Annotated in this window: 18 protein-coding genes; 10 read left to right on the top strand and 8 right to left on the bottom strand. The window is 72.2% G+C overall.

Annotated elements, in window-relative coordinates; genetic code table 11:
* Positions 1-97: 97 nt before the first annotated feature.
* From ACF1ED_RS10870 to ACF1ED_RS10860, 3 genes are read left to right on the top strand one after another with little or no spacing between them, the layout of a single operon-like run.
* Positions 98-976, top strand: coding sequence for a sterol desaturase family protein (locus ACF1ED_RS10870; RefSeq protein ID WP_391758843.1), 879 nt, complete (start codon positions 98-100; stop codon positions 974-976).
* The gene (locus ACF1ED_RS10865) at positions 973-1,605 is read left to right on the top strand and encodes a lysoplasmalogenase (RefSeq protein ID WP_391758841.1); all 633 of its coding nucleotides are present in this window, start codon (positions 973-975) and stop codon (positions 1,603-1,605) included. Before ACF1ED_RS10870 ends, ACF1ED_RS10865 begins: the two co-directional genes overlap by 4 nt.
* 15 nt (positions 1,606-1,620) lie before the next feature.
* On the top strand, positions 1,621-2,664 hold the full coding sequence (locus ACF1ED_RS10860; protein ID WP_391758839.1) for a zinc-dependent alcohol dehydrogenase family protein: 1,044 nt from the start codon (positions 1,621-1,623) through the stop codon (positions 2,662-2,664).
* Here ACF1ED_RS10860 and ACF1ED_RS10855 read toward each other — a convergent pair.
* Entirely contained in the window at positions 2,654-3,952 is a 1,299-nt protein-coding gene (locus ACF1ED_RS10855; RefSeq protein ID WP_391758837.1) for a CoA transferase, read from the bottom strand. The genes ACF1ED_RS10860 and ACF1ED_RS10855 overlap by 11 nt on opposite strands.
* Before the next feature lie 89 nt (positions 3,953-4,041).
* Complete coding sequence (locus ACF1ED_RS10850; protein WP_391758835.1) at positions 4,042-5,586, bottom strand: S8 family serine peptidase; 1,545 nt, start codon at positions 5,584-5,586, stop codon at positions 4,042-4,044.
* Between the two features lie 275 nt (positions 5,587-5,861).
* Here ACF1ED_RS10850 and ACF1ED_RS10845 point away from each other — a divergent pair, with 275 nt between their 5' ends.
* From ACF1ED_RS10845 to moaA, 3 genes are all read left to right on the top strand, one after another.
* Complete coding sequence (locus ACF1ED_RS10845; RefSeq protein WP_391758833.1) at positions 5,862-6,236, top strand: DUF485 domain-containing protein; 375 nt, start codon at positions 5,862-5,864, stop codon at positions 6,234-6,236.
* Positions 6,233-7,885, top strand: coding sequence for a cation acetate symporter (locus tag ACF1ED_RS10840; RefSeq protein WP_391758831.1), 1,653 nt, complete (start codon positions 6,233-6,235; stop codon positions 7,883-7,885). Before ACF1ED_RS10845 ends, ACF1ED_RS10840 begins: the two co-directional genes overlap by 4 nt.
* Positions 7,886-8,050: 165 nt before the next feature.
* Positions 8,051-9,040, top strand: coding sequence for a GTP 3',8-cyclase MoaA (gene moaA, locus ACF1ED_RS10835; protein WP_391758829.1), 990 nt, complete (start codon positions 8,051-8,053; stop codon positions 9,038-9,040).
* Here the strand turns inward: moaA and ACF1ED_RS10830 are convergent.
* Both ACF1ED_RS10830 and ACF1ED_RS10825 read right to left on the bottom strand, forming a co-directional pair.
* Positions 9,023-9,253, bottom strand: coding sequence for a hypothetical protein (locus ACF1ED_RS10830; protein ID WP_391758827.1), 231 nt, complete (start codon positions 9,251-9,253; stop codon positions 9,023-9,025). The two genes, moaA and ACF1ED_RS10830, sit on opposite strands and share 18 nt — an antisense overlap.
* Positions 9,254-9,480: 227 nt before the next feature.
* Entirely contained in the window at positions 9,481-9,825 is a 345-nt protein-coding gene (locus tag ACF1ED_RS10825) for a DUF3099 domain-containing protein (RefSeq protein ID WP_391758825.1), read from the bottom strand.
* Positions 9,826-9,994: 169 nt separating this feature from the next.
* Between ACF1ED_RS10825 and ACF1ED_RS10820 the strand changes: the two genes are divergently transcribed.
* A complete protein-coding gene (locus ACF1ED_RS10820; RefSeq protein ID WP_391758823.1) occupies positions 9,995-10,270 on the top strand; it encodes a GlsB/YeaQ/YmgE family stress response membrane protein in 276 nt (91 codons plus the stop codon).
* 76 nt (positions 10,271-10,346) lie between these two features.
* Here the strand turns inward: ACF1ED_RS10820 and tyrS are convergent, their stop codons facing one another.
* From tyrS to ACF1ED_RS10805, 3 genes are all read right to left on the bottom strand, one after another.
* A complete protein-coding gene (tyrS, locus tag ACF1ED_RS10815; RefSeq protein ID WP_391758821.1) occupies positions 10,347-11,612 on the bottom strand; it encodes a tyrosine--tRNA ligase in 1,266 nt (421 codons plus the stop codon).
* Between the two features lie 51 nt (positions 11,613-11,663).
* A complete protein-coding gene (locus ACF1ED_RS10810) occupies positions 11,664-13,055 on the bottom strand; it encodes a metallopeptidase TldD-related protein (RefSeq protein WP_043219552.1) in 1,392 nt (463 codons plus the stop codon).
* Positions 13,056-13,146: 91 nt separating this feature from the next.
* Positions 13,147-14,658, bottom strand: a complete 1,512-nt coding sequence (locus ACF1ED_RS10805) for a TldD/PmbA family protein (protein ID WP_391759750.1) — start codon at positions 14,656-14,658, stop codon at positions 13,147-13,149.
* Positions 14,659-14,865: 207 nt separating this feature from the next.
* On the opposite strand from ACF1ED_RS10805, the gene fabG reads away from it, so the two are divergent.
* The 3 genes from fabG to ACF1ED_RS10790 all read left to right on the top strand — a co-directional run bounded on the left by fabG (position 14,866) and on the right by ACF1ED_RS10790 (position 16,961).
* Complete coding sequence (gene fabG / locus ACF1ED_RS10800; RefSeq protein ID WP_391758819.1) at positions 14,866-15,585, top strand: 3-oxoacyl-[acyl-carrier-protein] reductase; 720 nt, start codon at positions 14,866-14,868, stop codon at positions 15,583-15,585.
* A gap of 5 nt (positions 15,586-15,590) precedes the next feature.
* A complete protein-coding gene (fabI, locus tag ACF1ED_RS10795; RefSeq protein ID WP_391758817.1) occupies positions 15,591-16,367 on the top strand; it encodes an enoyl-ACP reductase FabI in 777 nt (258 codons plus the stop codon).
* Between the two features lie 189 nt (positions 16,368-16,556).
* Positions 16,557-16,961 carry a hypothetical protein gene (locus ACF1ED_RS10790; protein WP_391758815.1) on the top strand — a complete coding sequence of 135 codons (405 nt, stop codon included), beginning with the start codon at positions 16,557-16,559 and terminating at the stop codon, positions 16,959-16,961.
* On the opposite strand, the gene ACF1ED_RS10785 is transcribed toward ACF1ED_RS10790, so the two are convergent.
* Entirely contained in the window at positions 16,909-17,610 is a 702-nt protein-coding gene (locus ACF1ED_RS10785; protein WP_391758813.1) for a FadR/GntR family transcriptional regulator, read from the bottom strand. The genes ACF1ED_RS10790 and ACF1ED_RS10785 overlap by 53 nt on opposite strands.
* Between the last annotated feature and the right edge of the window lie 60 nt (positions 17,611-17,670).

Genomic DNA, 17,670 nt, shown 5'->3' with positions numbered 1-17,670 from the left:
TGTCGGAAGCCGCCAAAGGCTGCTGACAAGTCGTCTCGCATACTTGTTGGTAACAACGTCTAGCCGGGCGGCGCGGCGGAGCCCTACCGTCGACCGCATGCCCAACCTGCCCGATGTCGTGCTCTGGTCCATACCGGCGTTCGTGCTGCTCACCGTCGTGGAGGTGATCAGCGTCCGGCTGCGTCCCGACGAGGACGCCGCCGGCTACGAGACGAAGGACGCCGTCACCAGCGTCGGCATGGGGCTCGGCAGCCTCGCCTTCGACGCCCTGTGGAAGATCCCGATCGTCGCGATCTACACCGCGGTCTACGAGCTGACGCCGCTGCGGGTGCCCGTGCTGTGGTGGACGGTCCCGCTGATGCTGCTCGCGCAGGACTTCCTCTACTACTGGCAGCACCGCGGCCACCACGTCATCCGGGTCCTCTGGGCCTGCCACGTCGTCCACCACAGCAGCCGCAGGTTCAACCTCACCACCGCGCTGCGCCAGCCCTGGACCAGCGTCACCGGCTGGCCCTTCTACCTGCCGCTGATCGCCCTCGGCGTGCACCCGGCCGCCGTCGCCTTCTGCTACTCGATCAACCTCGTCTACCAGTTCTGGATCCACACCGAGCGCGTCGGCAAGCTGCCCCGGCCCTTCGAGTACGTCCTCAACACCCCCTCCCACCACCGCGTCCACCACGCCTCCCAGGGCGGCTACCTGGACCGCAACTTCGGCGGGATCCTGATCGTCTGGGACCGGATGTTCGGCTCCTGGACCGGCGAGACCGAGCGGCCCGTCTACGGCCTCACCAAGAACATCGAGACCTACAACCCGCTCCGCGTCGCCACCCACGAGTACGCCGCCATCGCCCGCGACGTCCGCGCCGCCGGCGACTGGCGCGAGCGCGCCGGACGCGTCTTCCGCGGCCCCGGCTGGCAGCCGCCGGCCCGCACCGCCCCGCAGCCCGACCAGACCGCCCCGGAGCCCGCCGCGTGAACACCCCGTCCCGGGCCCTGCTCGGCGCCTTCGTCCTCGCCGCCGTCGCCGACCTCGGCTCGCTGCTCGCCGGCGCGGACACCGGCCACCTGGTCGCCAAGCCGCTCCTGATGCCGCTGCTCGCCGCCCACGCCGCCACCCGCGGCGCCCCGAAGCTGCTGATCGCCGCCCTCCTCCTCGGCTGGGGCGGCGACGTCTTCCTGCTGTTCGACGCCGACTGGGCCTTCCTCGTCGGCATGGGCTCCTTCGCCCTCGGCCACGTCTGCTACCTCACCCTCTTCGGCAGGCGCCGCACCTCCCCGGCCCTCGGCGCGCTCTACGCCCTCGCCCTCACCGGCACCGTCGTCGCCCTCTGGCCCGACCTCCCGGCCGACCTGCGGATCCCCGTCGCCGGCTACTCGCTGCTGCTCACCGCGATGGCGTACCGCGCCTCTTCGCTCGGGGTCCTGGCCGGCACCGGCGGCGCGCTCTTCCTGCTCTCCGACACCCTCATCGCCACCGGCATCGCCGACTGGCCCCAGCTGCCGGCTCCCGACTTCTGGGTCATGCTGACCTACATCGCCGCCCAGTACCTGCTGACCACGGGCGCCCTCCAGGCGATGTACGGTGAACGTCGTACAACCAGCTGACCCGGACGAGGAACCATGCGCGCCACCACCATCCACGCCCCCTTCGACATGCGCGTGGAGGAGGTGCCCGACCCGGTCGTGCAGGACCCCACGGACGTCGTCGTGCGGGTCCTGCGCGCCTGCATCTGCGGCAGCGACCTGTGGGCCTACCGCGGCGAGTCCGCCCGGCAGCCCGGCCAGCGCATCGGCCACGAGTTCCTCGGCATCGTCGAGGCGGCCGGCTCCGAGGTCCGCGGCTTCCGGGCCGGCGACCTCGTCGTCGCCCCCTTCGTCTGGTCCGACGGCACCTGCGACTACTGCGCCGAGGGCCTCCAGACCTCCTGCCCCCGCGGCGGCTTCTGGGGCTCCGCGGGCTCCGACGGCGGCCAGGGAGAGGCCGTCCGCGTCCCCTTCGGCGACGGCACCCTCGTCAAGCTCCCCGCCGACGCCGCCTCCGACGACCGGCTGCTCACCGCCCTGCTCGCCCTCTCCGACGTCATGGGCACCGGCCACCACGCCGCCCTCGGCGCCGGCGTCCGCCCCGGCTCCACCGTCGCCGTCGTCGGCGACGGCGCCGTCGGCCTCTGCGGCGTCCTCGCGGCCAAGCGGCTCGGCGCCGAGCGGATCATCGCGCTCGGCCGCCACACCGCCCGCACCGACCTCGCCCGGACCTTCGGCGCCACCGACGTCGTCGCCGAGCGCGGCGAGGCCGCCGAGGCCGCCGTCCGCGAGCTCACCGGCGGCCAGGGCGCCCACGGCGTCATCGAGGCGGTCGGCACCGAGCAGTCCATGCGCACCGCCGTGAACATCACCCGCGACGGCGGCTCCATCGGCTACGTCGGCGTCCCGCACGGCTCCGGCACCGGCCTGGACCTCTCCGTCATGTTCGACCGGAACATCGCCCTGCGCGGCGGCGTCGCCCCGGTCCGCGCCTACATCCCGGAGCTGCTCGCCGACGTCCTGGACGGCCGCATCGACCCCTCCCCGGTCTTCGACCTGACCGTGGGCCTCGACGGCGTCCCCGGCGGCTACAAGGCCATGGACGAGCGCACCGCCCTCAAGGTCCTCGTCACCCCGTGAGCCAGGCGGGGGAGTCCCCGCCCCACACGCCCGGCGGGCGCGACCAGCCCGCCGGGCCGCCCTCGTACGCCACCGGCGACACCGCGTGCCGCAGCCGCCCCAGCGGCCCCTCCGACTCCGCGAGGTACCGCTCCGGGTCGTACCGGGGCAGCCCGTGCGCCAGCCAGTGCCCCGTCTGCGCCAGCGCGAGCCGCACGAGGCGGCCGCCGCCGTCCCGCTCCCGCTCCGTCAGCGACCGCAGCACCGCCGCCGCCAGCAGATAGCCCGTGCCGTGGTCCAGGGCCTGCGCCGGCAGCGCCCCCGGCTCCGCGGCCGACCCCTCCGTGACCGCGAGCCCGGTGGCCGCCTGCACCAGGCTGTCGAAGCCGCGCCGCCCGCCCCAGGGCCCGTAGTCGCCCCACGCCGACAGCCGCGCCGTCACCAGGCCCGGCCGCTCCAGGCCGTACCGGTCGAGGGACCCCGGCCGGTAGCCGGTCACCAGGACGTCCGCCGCGTCGAGCAGCTCGTCGAAGGTCCGCCGGTCCGCGCGCCGGTCCAGGTCCAGGGCCGCCGTCCGCTTGCCGACGTCCGCGTCCGCGTGCTGGTCCGCCAGCTCCGGACTGCCCGGCGGGTCGATCCGCAGCACGTCCGCGCCGAGCAGCGCCAGCGTCCGGGTGGCCACCGGCCCCGCGATCACCCGGGTCAGGTCGAGCACCCGCGGCGGCCCGGTGCGGCGCCGGGGCGGGGCCTCGTCGAGCCGCTCCCGGCTCAGCACCGGCCGCGCCGCCACCTCCCGGCCCTGCGGATGGGCGGCCCACTCCGCGGGCGTCCGCAGCGCCACCGCGAGGCCCCCGGAGCCGTACACCGCCGACTCCACGTCGACGGCCCTCCGCGCGCCGATCGCCTCCGCCACCGCCTCCACCGAGTCGGCCGCGCCCAGCGCCGCGAGCAGCGCGGCCCTGTGGTGCGGGTAGTTGGCGTGGGTGCGGACCCACCCGTCGGCCGCCCGCCAGAACCGCGACAGCGGCGCGAAGCTCACCGGCGCCCGCCCGTCCACCCGCAGGTGACGCTCGCTCACGAACGCGGTGGCCACCGCCCCGTCGTCCACCCGCACCGGCCCCGCCGCGCGGGCGTGCTCCACGGCCGCCAGCCCGCAGACGGCGACCGCCGCCCGGGCCAGGTCCATCACCGGCAGCCGCGCCGGCAGCAGCCCCGAGACCCCGGTGTACTCCACCCGGCCGGTCAGGGCGGGATCGCCGCCGAGGACCGACCACAGTGCTTCCGTACCGCTCCGAACCGTGCTGTCCATGCCCGCACTATGGCACTGGGTGCCACCCCCGGACACGCGAAGGGCCCCGGTGTGGCGCACCACACCGGGGCCCCGCGGACGCCAGGGCGTCAGTGCTTGCGGACCGCGTCCAGCGCGTCCACCAGACCGGCTCCGTAGAAGCCGTTCTTCTGCTCGCCGCCCTCGCAGACGGCGTCGACCTTGCCGTCGCCCTCGATGTCGTAGGGGTTGGTGCAGGAGCGCTCGTCGGCCTGCGCGTACAGCAGCGCCTTGAGCGCGGCCGGGCTCGCCTTCGGGTGCGTCGACTTCAGCAGCGCGAGCACACCGGCGGCGTGCGGGGACGCCATCGACGTGCCGGCCTTGTAGTTGTAGCCGCCGTTGACCGTGGTCGACAGGATGCGGCCGTTGACCGCCGGGGCGTCCGGGGTCTGGTACTCGGTGCGGTCGCCGCCGGGGGCGGCGATGTCGATGACGCCGAGACCGTAGTTCGAGTAGGACGCCTTCAGGTCCTTCGCGCCGGTCGCGGAGACCGTCACGACGCCCGGCAGCTGGGCCGGGTAGTCGAAGCACTCGCTCGGGTCGATGACCCGGTCGCCCGGCGTGGTGTCGTTCGGGCTGGAGTTGTCCACGATCTCGTCGGCGGCGAGGTCGAACTTGGAGTTGCCGGCCGCGGCCACGTTGACCGTGCCCTTCTTCTCCGCGTACCGGGTCGCGCGGGTGACCGCCTCGACGAGGGCCTTCTGGTCCTCGTCCGTCTTGCAGGCGAACATCCACGGGTCGGTGTAGTAGCTGTTGTTCGTGATGTCGACGCCGTGCTCGGCCGCCCACACGAAGCCGCAGACCACGGCCTCGGTGTAGAAGAAGCCGTCCGGGGTGGACACCTTGATGCCGGAGACCTTCACGCCCGGCGCGACACCGGTGATGCCGACGCCGTTCTTCGCGGCGGCGATCGTGCCGGCCACGTGGGTGCCGTGGTCCGACTCGCCCGGGTTGGGGCGCCACGAACCGGGGGTGGTGTCCGGCTTGCCGGAGACGCAGTTGGCGGACGCCCCGGCGTCGAAGTTCGGCGCCAGGTCCGGGTGGGTGTCGTCCACGCCGGTGTCGATGACGCCGACGGTGACCCGGCTGCTGCCGAGGGTCTTCTGGTGCGCCTTGTCGGCCTTGATGGCCGGGAGGTCCCACTGCAGCGGCTCCAGCGGGTCCTGCTCGCCGGAGGCGGTCGCCGCGGCGGCGGTGGCCTCGGCCGCGGTCAGCTCCTCGGTGGCGCCGCCGACCGAGTCGTCGCCCTGCACGGTCAGCGGGGCGGTGCGGGTCGCACCCGCCGACACCACACCGCGGGCCTTGCGGATCGTCTCCGCGAACGCGGGGTTCTGCGAGTGGACGACTATGACGCCTATCTGGTCGTACGCGATGACGACCTCGCCGCCGGCGGCGGCTATCGCCTTCTTCACCGAGGAGGCCGTCCAGCGGCCCCCCTCGATGTTGACGACGTACGAGAGCTTCTCGCCCGTCGCCGCGACGGTGGCGGCCGCCGGAGCATCGCTCAGTTCCGCGGCGGAGGCGGCGCCGGAGGGAAGGAAGCCGAGCGAAGCGGTGAGCGCGAGACCAGCAGGCAGAGCGAGTACCCTGCCGCGCCTCGATCCCAGATGAGCCATGGGTTCTCCACATCATCCGTATGTACTGCCCGCGCGCGGGGTTGCGCGTAGGCAGGTGCATGACGAGTGAAGCTATCGCTGATCTTCCCCGCTCATCAATGAGTTGAGAAGACTTGATGAAGATTCCCCCGAAGAATTCCCCTCCGCTGAACCACTTCGCATCGGGCTCCGTGCCGTTGAGCAGGGGAGGGGCTCCGGCAGGCGCCCCCGTTCCCGCACCCCCAGGTGAGGCCCCCTTGACCATGCCGTCCGTCCCCGCGTCACGAGGAGATTCCGTGGCTACCGAAGCACCGCCGCCGCCGAGAAAGGGCACCGAGACCGACACCGGTCCCGCCCGGCCCACCACGGAGCAGTTCGTCGAGGTCCAGCAGGGCGAGGAGTTCGGCGAGCTCCGCCGCACCTACCGCTCCTTCGCCTTCCCCCTGACGGTCGCCTTCATCACCTGGTACCTGCTCTACGTCCTGCTCTCGAACTACGCGGGCGGCTTCATGGGCATCCGCCTGTTCGGCAACATCAACATGGCGCTCGTCCTGGGCCTCGGCCAGTTCGCCACCACCTTCCTCATCGCCTGGCTCTACTCCCGCCACGCCGCGCTCCGTCTCGACCCCAAGGGCGAGGCCATCAAGGCCCGTATGGAGGGCGACGCATGAGCACCCTCGCCACCGCCCCGGTCCTGCTCGCCGCGGACAGCGCCACCACCGAGCACCGGCCGCTGATCATCGCCCTCTTCGGCGCCTTCGTGATCGCCACCCTGGCCATCACGGTCTGGGCCGGCCGGCAGACCCGCAGCGCCGCCGACTTCTACGCCGGCGGCGGCCAGTTCACCGGCTTCCAGAACGGCCTCGCGATCTCCGGCGACTACATGTCCGCCGCGTCCTTCCTCGGCATCAGCGGCGCCATCGCCCTCTACGGCTACGACGGCTTCCTGTACTCGATCGGCTTCCTGGTCGCCTGGCTCGTCGCCCTCCTCCTGGTCGCCGAACCGCTGCGCAACTCCGGCCGCTTCACCATGGGCGACGTCCTCGCCTACCGGATGCGCCAGCGCCCGGTCCGCACCGCCGCCGGCACCTCCACCATCGTCGTCTCGATCTTCTACCTGCTCGCGCAGATGGCGGGCGCGGGCGTGCTGGTCTCGCTGCTGCTCGGCATCACCAGCGACGGCGGCAAGATCGCGATCGTCGCCCTGGTCGGCGTCCTGATGATCGTCTACGTGACCATCGGCGGCATGAAGGGCACCACCTGGGTGCAGATGGTGAAGGCGGTGCTGCTCATCGCGGGCACCCTCCTCATCACCTTCCTCATCCTGCTGAAGTTCGACTTCAACCTCTCCGACCTGCTCGGCGCCGCCGCCACCAACAGCGGCAAGGGCGAGGCGTTCCTGGAGCCCGGCCTCAAGTACGGCGTCAGCGCCACCTCGAAGCTCGACTTCCTCTCCCTCGGCATCGCCCTCGTCCTCGGCACCGCCGGCCTGCCGCACATCCTGATCCGCTTCTACACGGTGCCGACCGCCAAGGCCGCCCGCAAGTCGGTCAACTGGGCCATCGGCATCATCGGCGCCTTCTACCTGATGACGATCGTCCTCGGCTTCGGCGCCGCCGCCCTGCTCAGCGGCGACACCATCAAGGCGTCCAACAAGGCGGGCAACACGGCGGCCCCGCTCACCGCCCTGGAAGTCGGCGGCGGCGCCGACTCCACCGCCGGCGCGATCCTCCTCGCCGTCATCTCCGCCGTCGCCTTCGCCACCATCCTGGCCGTCGTCGCCGGCCTGACCCTCGCCTCCTCCTCGTCCTTCGCGCACGACATCTACGCCAACGTGATCAAGCGCGGGAAGGCCACCGAGAAGCAGGAGATGCGGGCCGCCCGCTGGTCCACCGTCCTCATCGGCATCGTCTCGATCGGCCTCGGCGCCCTCGCCCGCGACCTGAACGTCGCCGGACTGGTGGCCCTCGCCTTCGCGGTCGCCGCCTCGGCCAACCTGCCGACGATCCTCTACTCGCTCTTCTGGAAGCGGTTCACCACCCAGGGCGCGCTCTGGTCGATCTACGGCGGCCTGATCTCCTCCGTCGTCCTCGTCCTCTTCTCCCCGGTCGTCTCCGGCGCGCCGACCTCCATGTTCAAGGGCGTCGACTTCCACTGGTTCCCGCTGGAGAACCCGGGCCTGATCTCCATCCCGCTCGGCTTCCTCCTCGGCTGGCTCGGCTCCCTCCTCTCCAAGGAGGAGCCGGACAAGGGCAAGTACGCCGAGCTGGAGGTCAAGTCCCTCACCGGCGTCGGCACCGCCGCCGCGGTCGAGCACTGACCCCGGCGCATCCGCTCGTATACGTTCCGCAGCGATTCCCCGGCCGCGTCGTAGAGTTCTACGACGCGGCCGGTGCCGTCCTCGTGACAATCGGGCCGTGCCCGATGTCCGCACGGTCACGTAGGCTCGGAAGAGAAGCGAACCTGGAGAAGGGGAGGGGGACCGGTGCTCCTCGACACATACGGCCGAGTCGCCACTGACCTGCGCGTTTCCCTCACGGATCGGTGCAATCTGCGCTGCACCTACTGCATGCCGGAAGAGGGCCTGCAGTGGCTGGCCAAGCCCGACCTGCTCACCGACGACGAGATCGTCCGGCTGATCCGGATCGCGGTCACCGACCTCGGCGTCACCGAGGTCCGCTTCACCGGCGGCGAGCCGCTGCTCCGCCCCGGCCTCGTCGGGATCGTCGAGCGCTGCGCCGCCCTGGAGCCCCGCCCCCGGATGTCCCTGACGACCAACGGCATCGGGCTCAAGCGCACCGCCACCGCCCTCAAGGCGGCGGGCCTGGACCGGGTCAACGTCTCGCTGGACACCCTGCGGGCCGAGGTCTTCAAGACCCTCACCCGCCGCGACCGCCACCACGACGTCCTCGACGGCATGGCCGCCGCCCGCGAGGCCGGCCTCACCCCGGTGAAGGTCAACGCGGTCCTGATGCCGGGGCTCAACGACGACGAGGCCCCCGACCTGCTCGCCTGGGCGATCGAGGAGGGGTACGAGCTCCGCTTCATCGAGCAGATGCCGCTCGACGCCCAGCACGGCTGGAAGCGCGACGGCATGATCACCGCCGGGGACATCCTGGAGTCGCTGCGCACCCGCTTCACCCTCGCCCCCGAGGGCTCGGAGGAGCGCGGCTCCGCCCCGGCCGAGCGCTGGGTCGTCGACGGCGGCCCCCACACGGTCGGCGTCATCGCCTCCGTCACCCGCCCGTTCTGCCGGGCCTGCGACCGCACCCGGCTCACCGCCGACGGCCAGATCCGCACCTGCCTCTTCGCCACCGAGGAGACGGACCTGCGGGCCGCGCTCCGCTCGGACGCGCCGGACGCGGACGTCGCGGAGCTGTGGAAGAAGGCGATGTGGGGGAAGAAGGCCGGCTCGGGCCTGGACGACCCGAGCTTCCTCCAGCCGGACCGCCCGATGTCAGCGATCGGCGGCTGACTCCCCGTCCGCGTCCCACTCGGCGAACGGCACGACGTCCTTCAGGAAGCCCCGCACGCCCAGGAACTGGGAGAGGTGCTCGCGGTGCTCCTCGCAGGCGAGCCAGGTCTTGCGCCGCTCCGGCGTGTGGACCTTGGGGTTGTTCCAGGCGAGCACCCAGACGGCGTCGGCCCGGCAGCCCTTCGCGGAGCAGATCGGCTTCTCGTCACTCACGGGACCATTGATCACCGGAACATTGTCCAGCAAGGGCGATGCCGAGCAGCCACGGGGGGAGCTGCCCGGCATCGGTCCGTCGCTCCGACGGGGGATGCGGAGCGCGTACGCAGTATGTCACGGCACCCCGGGTGCGGTGCACCGGAACTTCACGATTGATCTGAGCTTTTCTTGAGGTTCCCGACGCTTTCCCGCCACGTTCCGTGACCGGGGCGGACCAGCCCCGATCAGCCCTGCCCGTACGGGCGTTCCGCTCCGGATTCCGCTCCGCCGTCGCCCGCGCCGAGCGCCGGCCGCACCGGTGCCGGCAGGTACGCCGACGGCAGCGCGGGCGCCGACTCGCGGCCCGCGTTCGCGATCACCACCGCGACGTACGGCAGCAGCACGCCGAGCGCCAGCGCGACGACCGCCACGTGCCGTTCCACGTTCCACAGCGCCGCGGCCGCGATCACGGAGAGCGTCCGGACGCCCATGGAGATGACGTACCGCCGCTGCCTGCCCCGGACGTCGTCCGCGAGCCCCTGCCGGGCCCCGGTGATCCGGAATACCTCGGGTCCGCCGCGCTTCCGCATCGCGTTCCACCACCCGCCGCTCGCGCCGGACCCTCCCCGGTCCGGACCTCCGACCACCGTACGCCCCCGGGCCGGGGCCGACGAGACCGGGGCACGTATGGAGGCGTCCGACATGCGCCGTATGACCGGTGGGCCGAGACTGGGGCCACATGCGTACGAGGAGGCGACTATGAGTTGGTTGTGGGCGATCATCGTCGGATTCGTCCTGGGCCTGATCGCGAAGGCCATCCTGCCGGGCAAGCAGCAGATCCCGCTCTGGCTGACGACGATCTGCGGCATCCTGGGCAGCATCCTGGGCAACGCGGTCGCCGGCTGGATCGGCGTCGAGGACACCAAGGGCATCGACTGGATCCGGCACCTGCTCCAGCTCATCGGCGCCGTGGTCGTGGTCGGCCTCGGTGACATGGTCTGGGCTTCGATCAAGGGCAACAGACAGCGCGCCTGACCCGCCCGGAGACCCAGGAGGCCCGGTACGGCGGTCGGTCGCCGTACCGGGCCTCCCGGTATGTGTGCCCGGTGGATCAGCCGGTGTACTCGATCGCCGCCAGGTTCTTCTTGCCGCGCCGCAGCACCAGCCAGCGGCCGTGCAGCAGCTCGCCGGCCTCGACGACGGCGTCCTCGGCGGTCACCTTCACGTTGTTCACGTAGGCGCCGCCCTCCTTCACCGTGCGCCGCGCGGCCGACTTGCTCGCCACCAGACCGACCTCGGCGAACAGGTCCACGACCTGGCCCAGCCCGGTCACCCGGGCGTGCGGCAGCTCGGAGAGCGCGGCGGCCAGCGTCGGCTCGTCCAGCCCGGCCAGGTCGCCCTGCCCGAACAGCGCCTTGGAGGCGTCGATGACGGCCGCGCACTGCTCGGCGCCGTGCACCAGCGTGGTCAGCTCCTCGGCGAGCGCCCGCTGCGCGGCCCGCGCCTGCGGCCGCTCGGCGGTCTGCGCCTCCAGCTCCTCCAGCTCCTCGCGGGACCTGAAGGAGAGGATCCGCATGTACGTCGAGATGTCCCGGTCATCCACGTTCAGCCAGAACTGGTAGAACGCGTACGGCGTGGTCATCTCCGGGTCCAGCCAGACGGCGCCGCTCTCGGTCTTGCCGAACTTGGTGCCGTCCGCCTTGACCATCAGCGGGGTCGCCAGCGCGTGCGCCTGCGCCCCCGGCTCCAGCCGGTGGATCAGGTCGAGCCCGGCCACCAGGTTGCCCCACTGGTCCGAGCCGCCCTGCTGGAGCGTGCAGCCGTACCGCCGGTACAGCTCCAGGAAGTCCATGCCCTGGAGCAGCTGGTAGCTGAACTCGGTGTAGCTGATGCCCTGCTCGGACTCCAGGCGGCGGGCCACGGAGTCCTTGGTCAGCATCTTGTTGACCCGGAAGTGCTTGCCGATGTCCCGCAGGAACTCGATCGCCGACAGGCCGGCGGTCCAGTCCAGGTTGTTCACCATGACCGCCGCGTTCTCCCCCTCGAAGGAGAGGAAGGGCTCGATCTGGGAACGCAGCCGGGTCACCCAGTTCGCGACCGTCTCCGGGTCGTTCAGGGTGCGCTCGGCGGTCGGGCGGGGGTCGCCGATCTGGCCGGTGGCCCCGCCGACCAGCGCCAGCGGCCGGTGACCGGCCTGCTGGAGCCGGCGGACGGTGAGCACCTGGACCAGGTGGCCGACGTGGAGACTGGCCGCGGTCGGGTCGAAACCGCAATAGAACGTGACGGGGCCGTCCGCGAGCGCCTTGCGCAGGGCGTCCTCGTCGGTGGACTGGGCGAACAGCCCGCGCCACTTCAGCTCGTCGACGATGTCCGTCACGGTCGTCAGTCTCCTTGGATGGTTACGGGGTGACAGCCCAGTCTAGGCGGGTCAGACGCCCTTGCTGACCGAGCTCATGTTGAAGTCGGGCACCCGCAGCGCGGGCATCGCGGCCCGGGTGAACCAGTCGCTCCACTCGCGCGGCAGGGTCCGCTCCGTCCGGCCCGCCTCGGTGGCCCGCGACAGCAGGTCCACCGGGGACTCGTTGAACCGGAAGTTGTTGACCTCGCCGACGACCTCGCCGTTCTCGACGAGGTAGACGCCGTCCCGGGTCAGACCGGTGAGCAGCAGCGTCGCCGGGTCGACCTCGCGGATGTACCACAGGCAGGTCAGCAGCAGCCCGCGCTCGGTGGCGGCCACCATCTCCTCCAGGGAGCGCTCCCCGCCGCCGTCCAGGATCAGGTTCCCCGCCCCCGGCGCCACCGGCAGGCCGGTGAGGCCCGCCGTGTGCCGGGTGGTGATCAGCCGGTCGAGCACGCCGGCCCGCATCCACTCCACCGGGGCGACCGGCAGGCCGTTGTCGAAGACCGACTCGTCGTCGCCCGAGGAGTGCGCGATCACGAAGGGCGCGGACTCCAGGCCCGGCTCGTTCGGATCGCTGCGCAGGGTCAGCGGCAGCGGCGAGAGGGTCTCGCCGAGCCGGGTGCCGCCGCCGGGCCGGGAGAAGACCGTACGGCCCTCCACCGCGTCCCGCGCCATCGACGACCACAGCTGGTAGATCAGCAGGTCGGCCACGGCGGTCGGCGGCAGCAGCGTCTCGTACCGCCCGGCCGGCAGCTCGATACGCCGCTCGGCCCAGCCCAGCCGCACCGCGAGCTCGGCGTCGAGCGCGGCCGGGTCGACGTCCTTGAAGTCGCGGGTGGAGCGCCCGGCCCACGCGGAGCGGGTGCGGTCGGGCGACTTGGCGTTGAGCTCCAGGGTGCCGTTGGGCTGGTCGTGCCGCAGCCGCAGCCCCGTGGACGTCCCCAGGTAGGTGGAGGTCAGTTCGTGGTTCGCGAAGCCGTACAGCTCCCGGCCGCCGGCCCGCGCGCGGGCGAAGGCCTCGCCGAGCGCCGGCGCGAAGTCCGCGAAGACGGCGGAGGAGGTCTCGGCGGGCGCGTCGGTGAAGTCGGGGGAGGAGGGCACGCCCTCGACCAGCGGCTGCGCGTCCTCGGCGGGCCCGGCCGCCCGCGCCGCCGCCTCGGCGGCCCGCACCAGCGGCTCCAGGTCCTCCGCGGTCACCGCGGAGCGCGACACGACCCCCGAGGCGGTGCCCTCGGCGCCGTCCACGGTGGCGATCACGGTGAGCGTACGGCCCCGGGTCACGCCGTTCGTGGTGAGCGCGTTGCCCGCCCAGCGCAGGTTGGCCGAGGACTCCTCGTCCGCGATGACGACGCACCCGTCGGCCCGGGACAGCTCCAGCGCCCGCTCGACGATCTCGTACGGCTTGCTGACGCGGCTCATCGACCGGCCTCCTGCGTCGTGTTCAGGCTGTGCTTTCCCGGGGGGCGACCCCCGGACCCCCAGCAGAGGGTCCCGTCCATCGTGGTCGCGGTCATCGACCGGCCTCCTGCGTCGTGTTCAGAATGTTGACGCCCCGGAAGAGGGCGGAGGGGCAGCCGTGCGAGACGGCGGCGACCTGGCCCGGCTGGGCCTTGCCGCAGTTGAAGGCGCCGCCGAGGACGTAGGTCTGCGGGCCGCCGACCTGCTCCATCGAGCCCCAGAAGTCGGTGGTGGTGGCCTGGTACGCCACGTCCCGCAGCTGCCCGGCCAGCCGGCCGTTCTCGATGCGGAAGAAGCGCTGGCCGGTGAACTGGAAGTTGTACCGCTGCATGTCGATCGACCAGGACCGGTCGCCGACCACGTAGATGCCCCGCTCGACGCCGCCGATCAGGTCCTCCGTGGACAGGCCGCCCGGGTCGGGCCGGAGCGACACGTTCGCCATCCGCTGCACCGGCACGTGCGCGGGGGAGTCCGCGAACGCGCAGCCGTTGGACCGCCCCAGGTCCGTGAGCTTCGCGATCCGCCGGTCCAGCTGGTAGCCGACGAGCGTGCCGTCCTTCACCAGGTCCCAGGACTGCGCCTCGACGCCCTCGTCGTCGTACCCGATGGTGGCCAGGCCGTGCTCGGCCGTGCGGTCACCGGTCACGTTCATCACCGAGGAGCCGTACGCCAGCTTGCCCAGCTGGTCGAAGGTGGCGAAGGAGGTGCCCGCGTACGCCGCCTCGTAGCCCAGCGCCCGGTCCAGCTCGGTGGCGTGGCCGATGGACTCGTGGATCGTCAGCCACAGGTTCGACGGGTCGACGACCAGGTCGTACCGGCCGGCCTCGACGCTCGGCGCCCGCATCTTCTCCGCGAGCAGCTCCGGGATCTCCTCCAGCTCCTTGTCCCAGTCCCAGCCGGTCCCGGTCAGGTACTCCCAGCCCCGGCCGACCGGCGGCGCGATCGTCCGCATCGAGTCGAACTCGCCGGTCGTGCCGTCCACGGCGGTCGCGGTGAGCTGCGGGTGGAGCCGCACCCGCTGCTGGGTGGTGACGGTGCCCGCCGTGTCGGCGTAGAACTTGTTCTCGAAGACCGTGAGCAGCGAGGCGTCCACGTGCGCCACCCCGTCGGCCCGCAGCAGCCGCCCGGACCAGTCGGCGAGCAGCGCGCTCTTCTCCTCGGCCGGCACGGAGAACGGGTCGATCTCGTACGAGGAGATCCACACCTTGTCCGCGTGCACCGGCTCCGGCGCCAGCTCGACCCGCTCGTCGGAGCCGGCCGCGGCGATGACCCGCGCCGACAGCTGCGCCATGGCCACGGCCTGCGAGGCGACCCTCGCCGCCCCGTCCATGGTCAGGTCGACCCCGGAGGCGAAGCCCCAGGCCCCGCCGTGCACCACCCGCACCGCGTACCCGAGGTCGGTGGTGTCCGAGGACCCGGCGGGCTTGGCGTCCCGCAGCCGCCACGCGGCGCTGCGCACCCTTTCGAGCCGGAAGTCCGCGTGCTCGGCGCCGAGCGCCCGCGCCCGCGCGAGCGCCGCGTCGGCGAGCGCCCTCAGCGGCAGGGCCGTGAAGGCCGGATCGATGGAATGGGCCTCAGATGGCACAGCTGTCTCCTGTCGTGTGCGACCGGTCGTCCCGATCATGTCGCGCTTCGGGCCGGAATGCCCAGGGATTTCTGTAGGGACCCGACAGTGACATCCGTACGCCACTGTCAGGGCCCGATTCCGCGGATCGAGGAACGGACCGATAGGTTTTCGACGTACCAGACCGCTGATCGAAAGGGTGATCCGTTGAGCCGCTCGGTTCTCGTCACCGGAGGAAACCGGGGCATCGGCCTCGCCATCGCCCGCGCGTTCGCCGAGGCCGGCGACCAGGTCGCGTTCACGTACCGCTCCGGCGAGCCGCCGGCCGCGCTGACCGAGCTGGGCTGCCTGGCCGTCAAGTGCGACATCACCGACGCCGAGCAGGTGGAGCAGGCGTACAAGGAGATCGAGGAGAAGCACGGCCCGGTCGAGGTCCTGGTGGCCAACGCCGGCGTGACCCGCGACCAGCTCCTGATGCGCATGTCGGAGGAGGACTTCACCTCCGTCGTCGACACCAACCTCACCGGCACCTTCCGGGTCGTGAAGCGCGCCAACCGCGGCATGCTCCGCGCCAAGAAGGGCCGCGTCGTCCTGATCTCCTCGGTCGTCGGCCTGCTGGGCTCCGCGGGCCAGGCCAACTACGCCGCCTCCAAGGCCGGTCTGGTCGGCTTCGCCCGCTCGCTCGCCCGTGAGCTCGGCTCGCGGAACATCACCTTCAACGTCGTCGCGCCCGGTTTCGTGGACACCGACATGACCTCCGTGCTCACCGACGAGCAGCGCGCGGGCATCGTGTCCCAGGTCCCGCTCGGCCGCTACGCGCAGCCGGAGGAGATCGCCGCGGCCGTGAGGTTCCTCGCCTCCGACGACGCCTCGTACATCACTGGAGCCGTCATTCCGGTTGACGGCGGACTGGGAATGGGTCACTGATCACCATGGCTGGAATCCTCGAGGGCAAGAAGATCCTCATCACCGGTGTGCTGATGGAGTCCTCCATCGCCTTCCACGCCGCGAAGCTGGCCCAGGAGCAGGGCGCGGAGATCATCCTCACCGCCTGGCCCCGGCCGACGCTGACCGAGCGCATCGCCAAGAAGCTCCCCCACCCGGAGAAGGTAAAGGTCCTGGAGCTCGACGTCTCCAACGACGAGCACCTCGCCCGCCTGGAGGGCCAGGTCCGCGAGCACCTGGGCGACCGCCTCGACGGCGTCGTGCACTCCATCGGCTTCGCCCCGCAGGACGCGCTCGGCGGCAACTTCCTCAACACGCCGTTCGAGTCCGTCGCCACCGCCATGCACGTCTCGGCCTTCTCCCTGAAGTCCCTGACCATGGCGCTGCTGCCGCTGATGAGCGAGGGCGGCGCGGTCGTCGGCCTCACCTTCGACGCGAAGTTCGCCTGGCCGCAGTACGACTGGATGGGCCCGGCCAAGGCCGCCCTGGAGGCCACCAGCCGCTACATGGCGCGTGACCTGGGCAAGCAGAACATCCGCTGCAACCTGGTCTCCGCCGGCCCGCTGGGCTCGATGGCCGCGAAGTCCATCCCGGGCTTCTCCGAGCTGGCGAGCGTCTGGGACAGCCGCTCCCCGCTGGAGTGGAACCTGTCCGACCCGGAGCCGGCCGGCCGCGCCATCGTGGCCCTGCTCTCCGACTGGTTCCCGAAGACCACGGGCGAGATCGTCCACGTCGACGGCGGCCTGCACGCGATCGGCGCCTGACCGCTCCGCACCGCCTTCCTTCCGTACGCCGGCCGGGGCCGGGTGCGCGTCCTCCCGGGGACCGCACCCGGCCCCGGCCGTTTCCGTGCCCTCCGGGGGGTCCACCGCCCCGAGTCGAAAAGTCCGGCCGATCGCCGCAGACTGGTCGGAGCGTGTCGTTCCGGCTACTCACGGGGAGGAGGTACGGGCATGCGCGCGCTCCACCGCGGCTTCGCCGCCCACGCCTCGGTCGCCGCCCTGCTCCTCGGGACCGCCGTCGCCGCGGAGGTCCACGCGGCCCCCGCCCCCGCCGAACCCGTCGCCTCCGTCCCGGCCGCCGAGGGCCCCGGGGACTTCGGCTCCTCCTGTCACACGGTCGTCGAGGGCACCCGGGTCACCGCGCACTGCCGGAACCCCTACCCGCGGACCGACCGCATACGGCTCCACGTCGAGTGCGACCCCTGGTGGGACCTGGACACCGACAGCGCGCCCGTGGACGTCGCGCCCGCCGACTACGCGACGCTCACCGCCCGCTGCTGGAAGGAGGTCCGCTCCGCCTGGGTCACCCACGAACCGGCGGCGGATCCTGCTCCTTCCGCCCGCCCAGGCACATGAACGGATAGCCCGCCGCCTCCTCGGCGGCCCGCTCCGCGTCCCCGGCCCGGATCGCCTCCACCAGACGCGCGTGGTCCATGTGGTTCTCCGGCCGCAGCTCCTGCCCCACGTCGTCGCGCAGCCACTGGCGCAGGAGGTCGCCCAGGTCCGCGTAGAGCTCCGTGAGCACGTCGTTGCCGGACGCCGCCACCACGGCGTGGTGGAAGGCCGCGTCCACCGTCACGAACCGCTCCGCGTCCCCCGACTCCCACGCCTCCTCGCGCCGGACCAGCAGCGCGTCCAGCTGCCCCAGGTCCCGCTCGGAGCGCCGCCCCGCCGCGAACCGCGCGGCGGCCGACTCCAGGGTGGAGCGCAGCTCGGCCACGTGCCGCGGGTCGGAGTCCGCGAACCGCCGGTGCATCACCCCGGCCAGCTCGCTCGTGGCCGCCACATAGGTGCCGGAGCCCTGCCGGATGTCGAGGAGCCCGTTGTGGGCGAGGGCGCGGACCGCCTCGCGGACGGTGTTGCGGGCCACGCCGAGCTGCTCGACCAGCTCGGGCTCGGTCGGGATGCGGGAGCCGACCGGCCACTCGCCGGAGGTGATCTGGTTCCGCAGCTCGGCGATCACCTGGTCGGTCAGACCGGTGCGCCGGGGGTGCCCGAGGGCCATGGGGGACTCGCCTTCACGTGCGTGATCGTCGGAGACGGGATCGTTCATGATTGGACAACC

It is taken from the genome of Streptomyces sp. NPDC014656 (genome assembly GCF_043084305.1).
Taxonomy (GTDB): domain Bacteria; phylum Actinomycetota; class Actinomycetes; order Streptomycetales; family Streptomycetaceae; genus Streptomyces.
The sequence above is the reverse complement of the archived record's forward strand: the minus strand, read 5'-3'. Positions and strand labels throughout refer to the sequence as shown.

What these genes read in the sequence shown, in the direction of transcription:
- ACF1ED_RS10870 (WP_391758843.1), top strand. Translation starts at nt 98, where the DNA reads ATGCCCAACCTGCCCGATGTCGTGCTCTGGTCCATACCGGCGTTCGTG.
- ACF1ED_RS10860 (WP_391758839.1), top strand. Translation starts at nt 1,621, where the DNA reads ATGCGCGCCACCACCATCCACGCCCCCTTCGACATGCGCGTGGAGGAG.
- ACF1ED_RS10855 (WP_391758837.1), bottom strand. Translation starts at nt 3,952, where the DNA reads ATGGACAGCACGGTTCGGAGCGGTACGGAAGCACTGTGGTCGGTCCTC.
- ACF1ED_RS10850 (WP_391758835.1), bottom strand. Translation starts at nt 5,586, where the DNA reads ATGGCTCATCTGGGATCGAGGCGCGGCAGGGTACTCGCTCTGCCTGCT.
- ACF1ED_RS10840 (WP_391758831.1), top strand. Translation starts at nt 6,233, where the DNA reads ATGAGCACCCTCGCCACCGCCCCGGTCCTGCTCGCCGCGGACAGCGCC.
- ACF1ED_RS10825 (WP_391758825.1), bottom strand. Translation starts at nt 9,825, where the DNA reads ATGCGGAAGCGCGGCGGACCCGAGGTATTCCGGATCACCGGGGCCCGG.
- ACF1ED_RS10820 (WP_391758823.1), top strand. Translation starts at nt 9,995, where the DNA reads ATGAGTTGGTTGTGGGCGATCATCGTCGGATTCGTCCTGGGCCTGATC.
- ACF1ED_RS10810 (WP_043219552.1), bottom strand. Translation starts at nt 13,055, where the DNA reads ATGAGCCGCGTCAGCAAGCCGTACGAGATCGTCGAGCGGGCGCTGGAG.
- fabI (WP_391758817.1), top strand. Translation starts at nt 15,591, where the DNA reads ATGGCTGGAATCCTCGAGGGCAAGAAGATCCTCATCACCGGTGTGCTG.
- ACF1ED_RS10790 (WP_391758815.1), top strand. Translation starts at nt 16,557, where the DNA reads ATGCGCGCGCTCCACCGCGGCTTCGCCGCCCACGCCTCGGTCGCCGCC.
- ACF1ED_RS10785 (WP_391758813.1), bottom strand. Translation starts at nt 17,610, where the DNA reads ATGGCCCTCGGGCACCCCCGGCGCACCGGTCTGACCGACCAGGTGATC.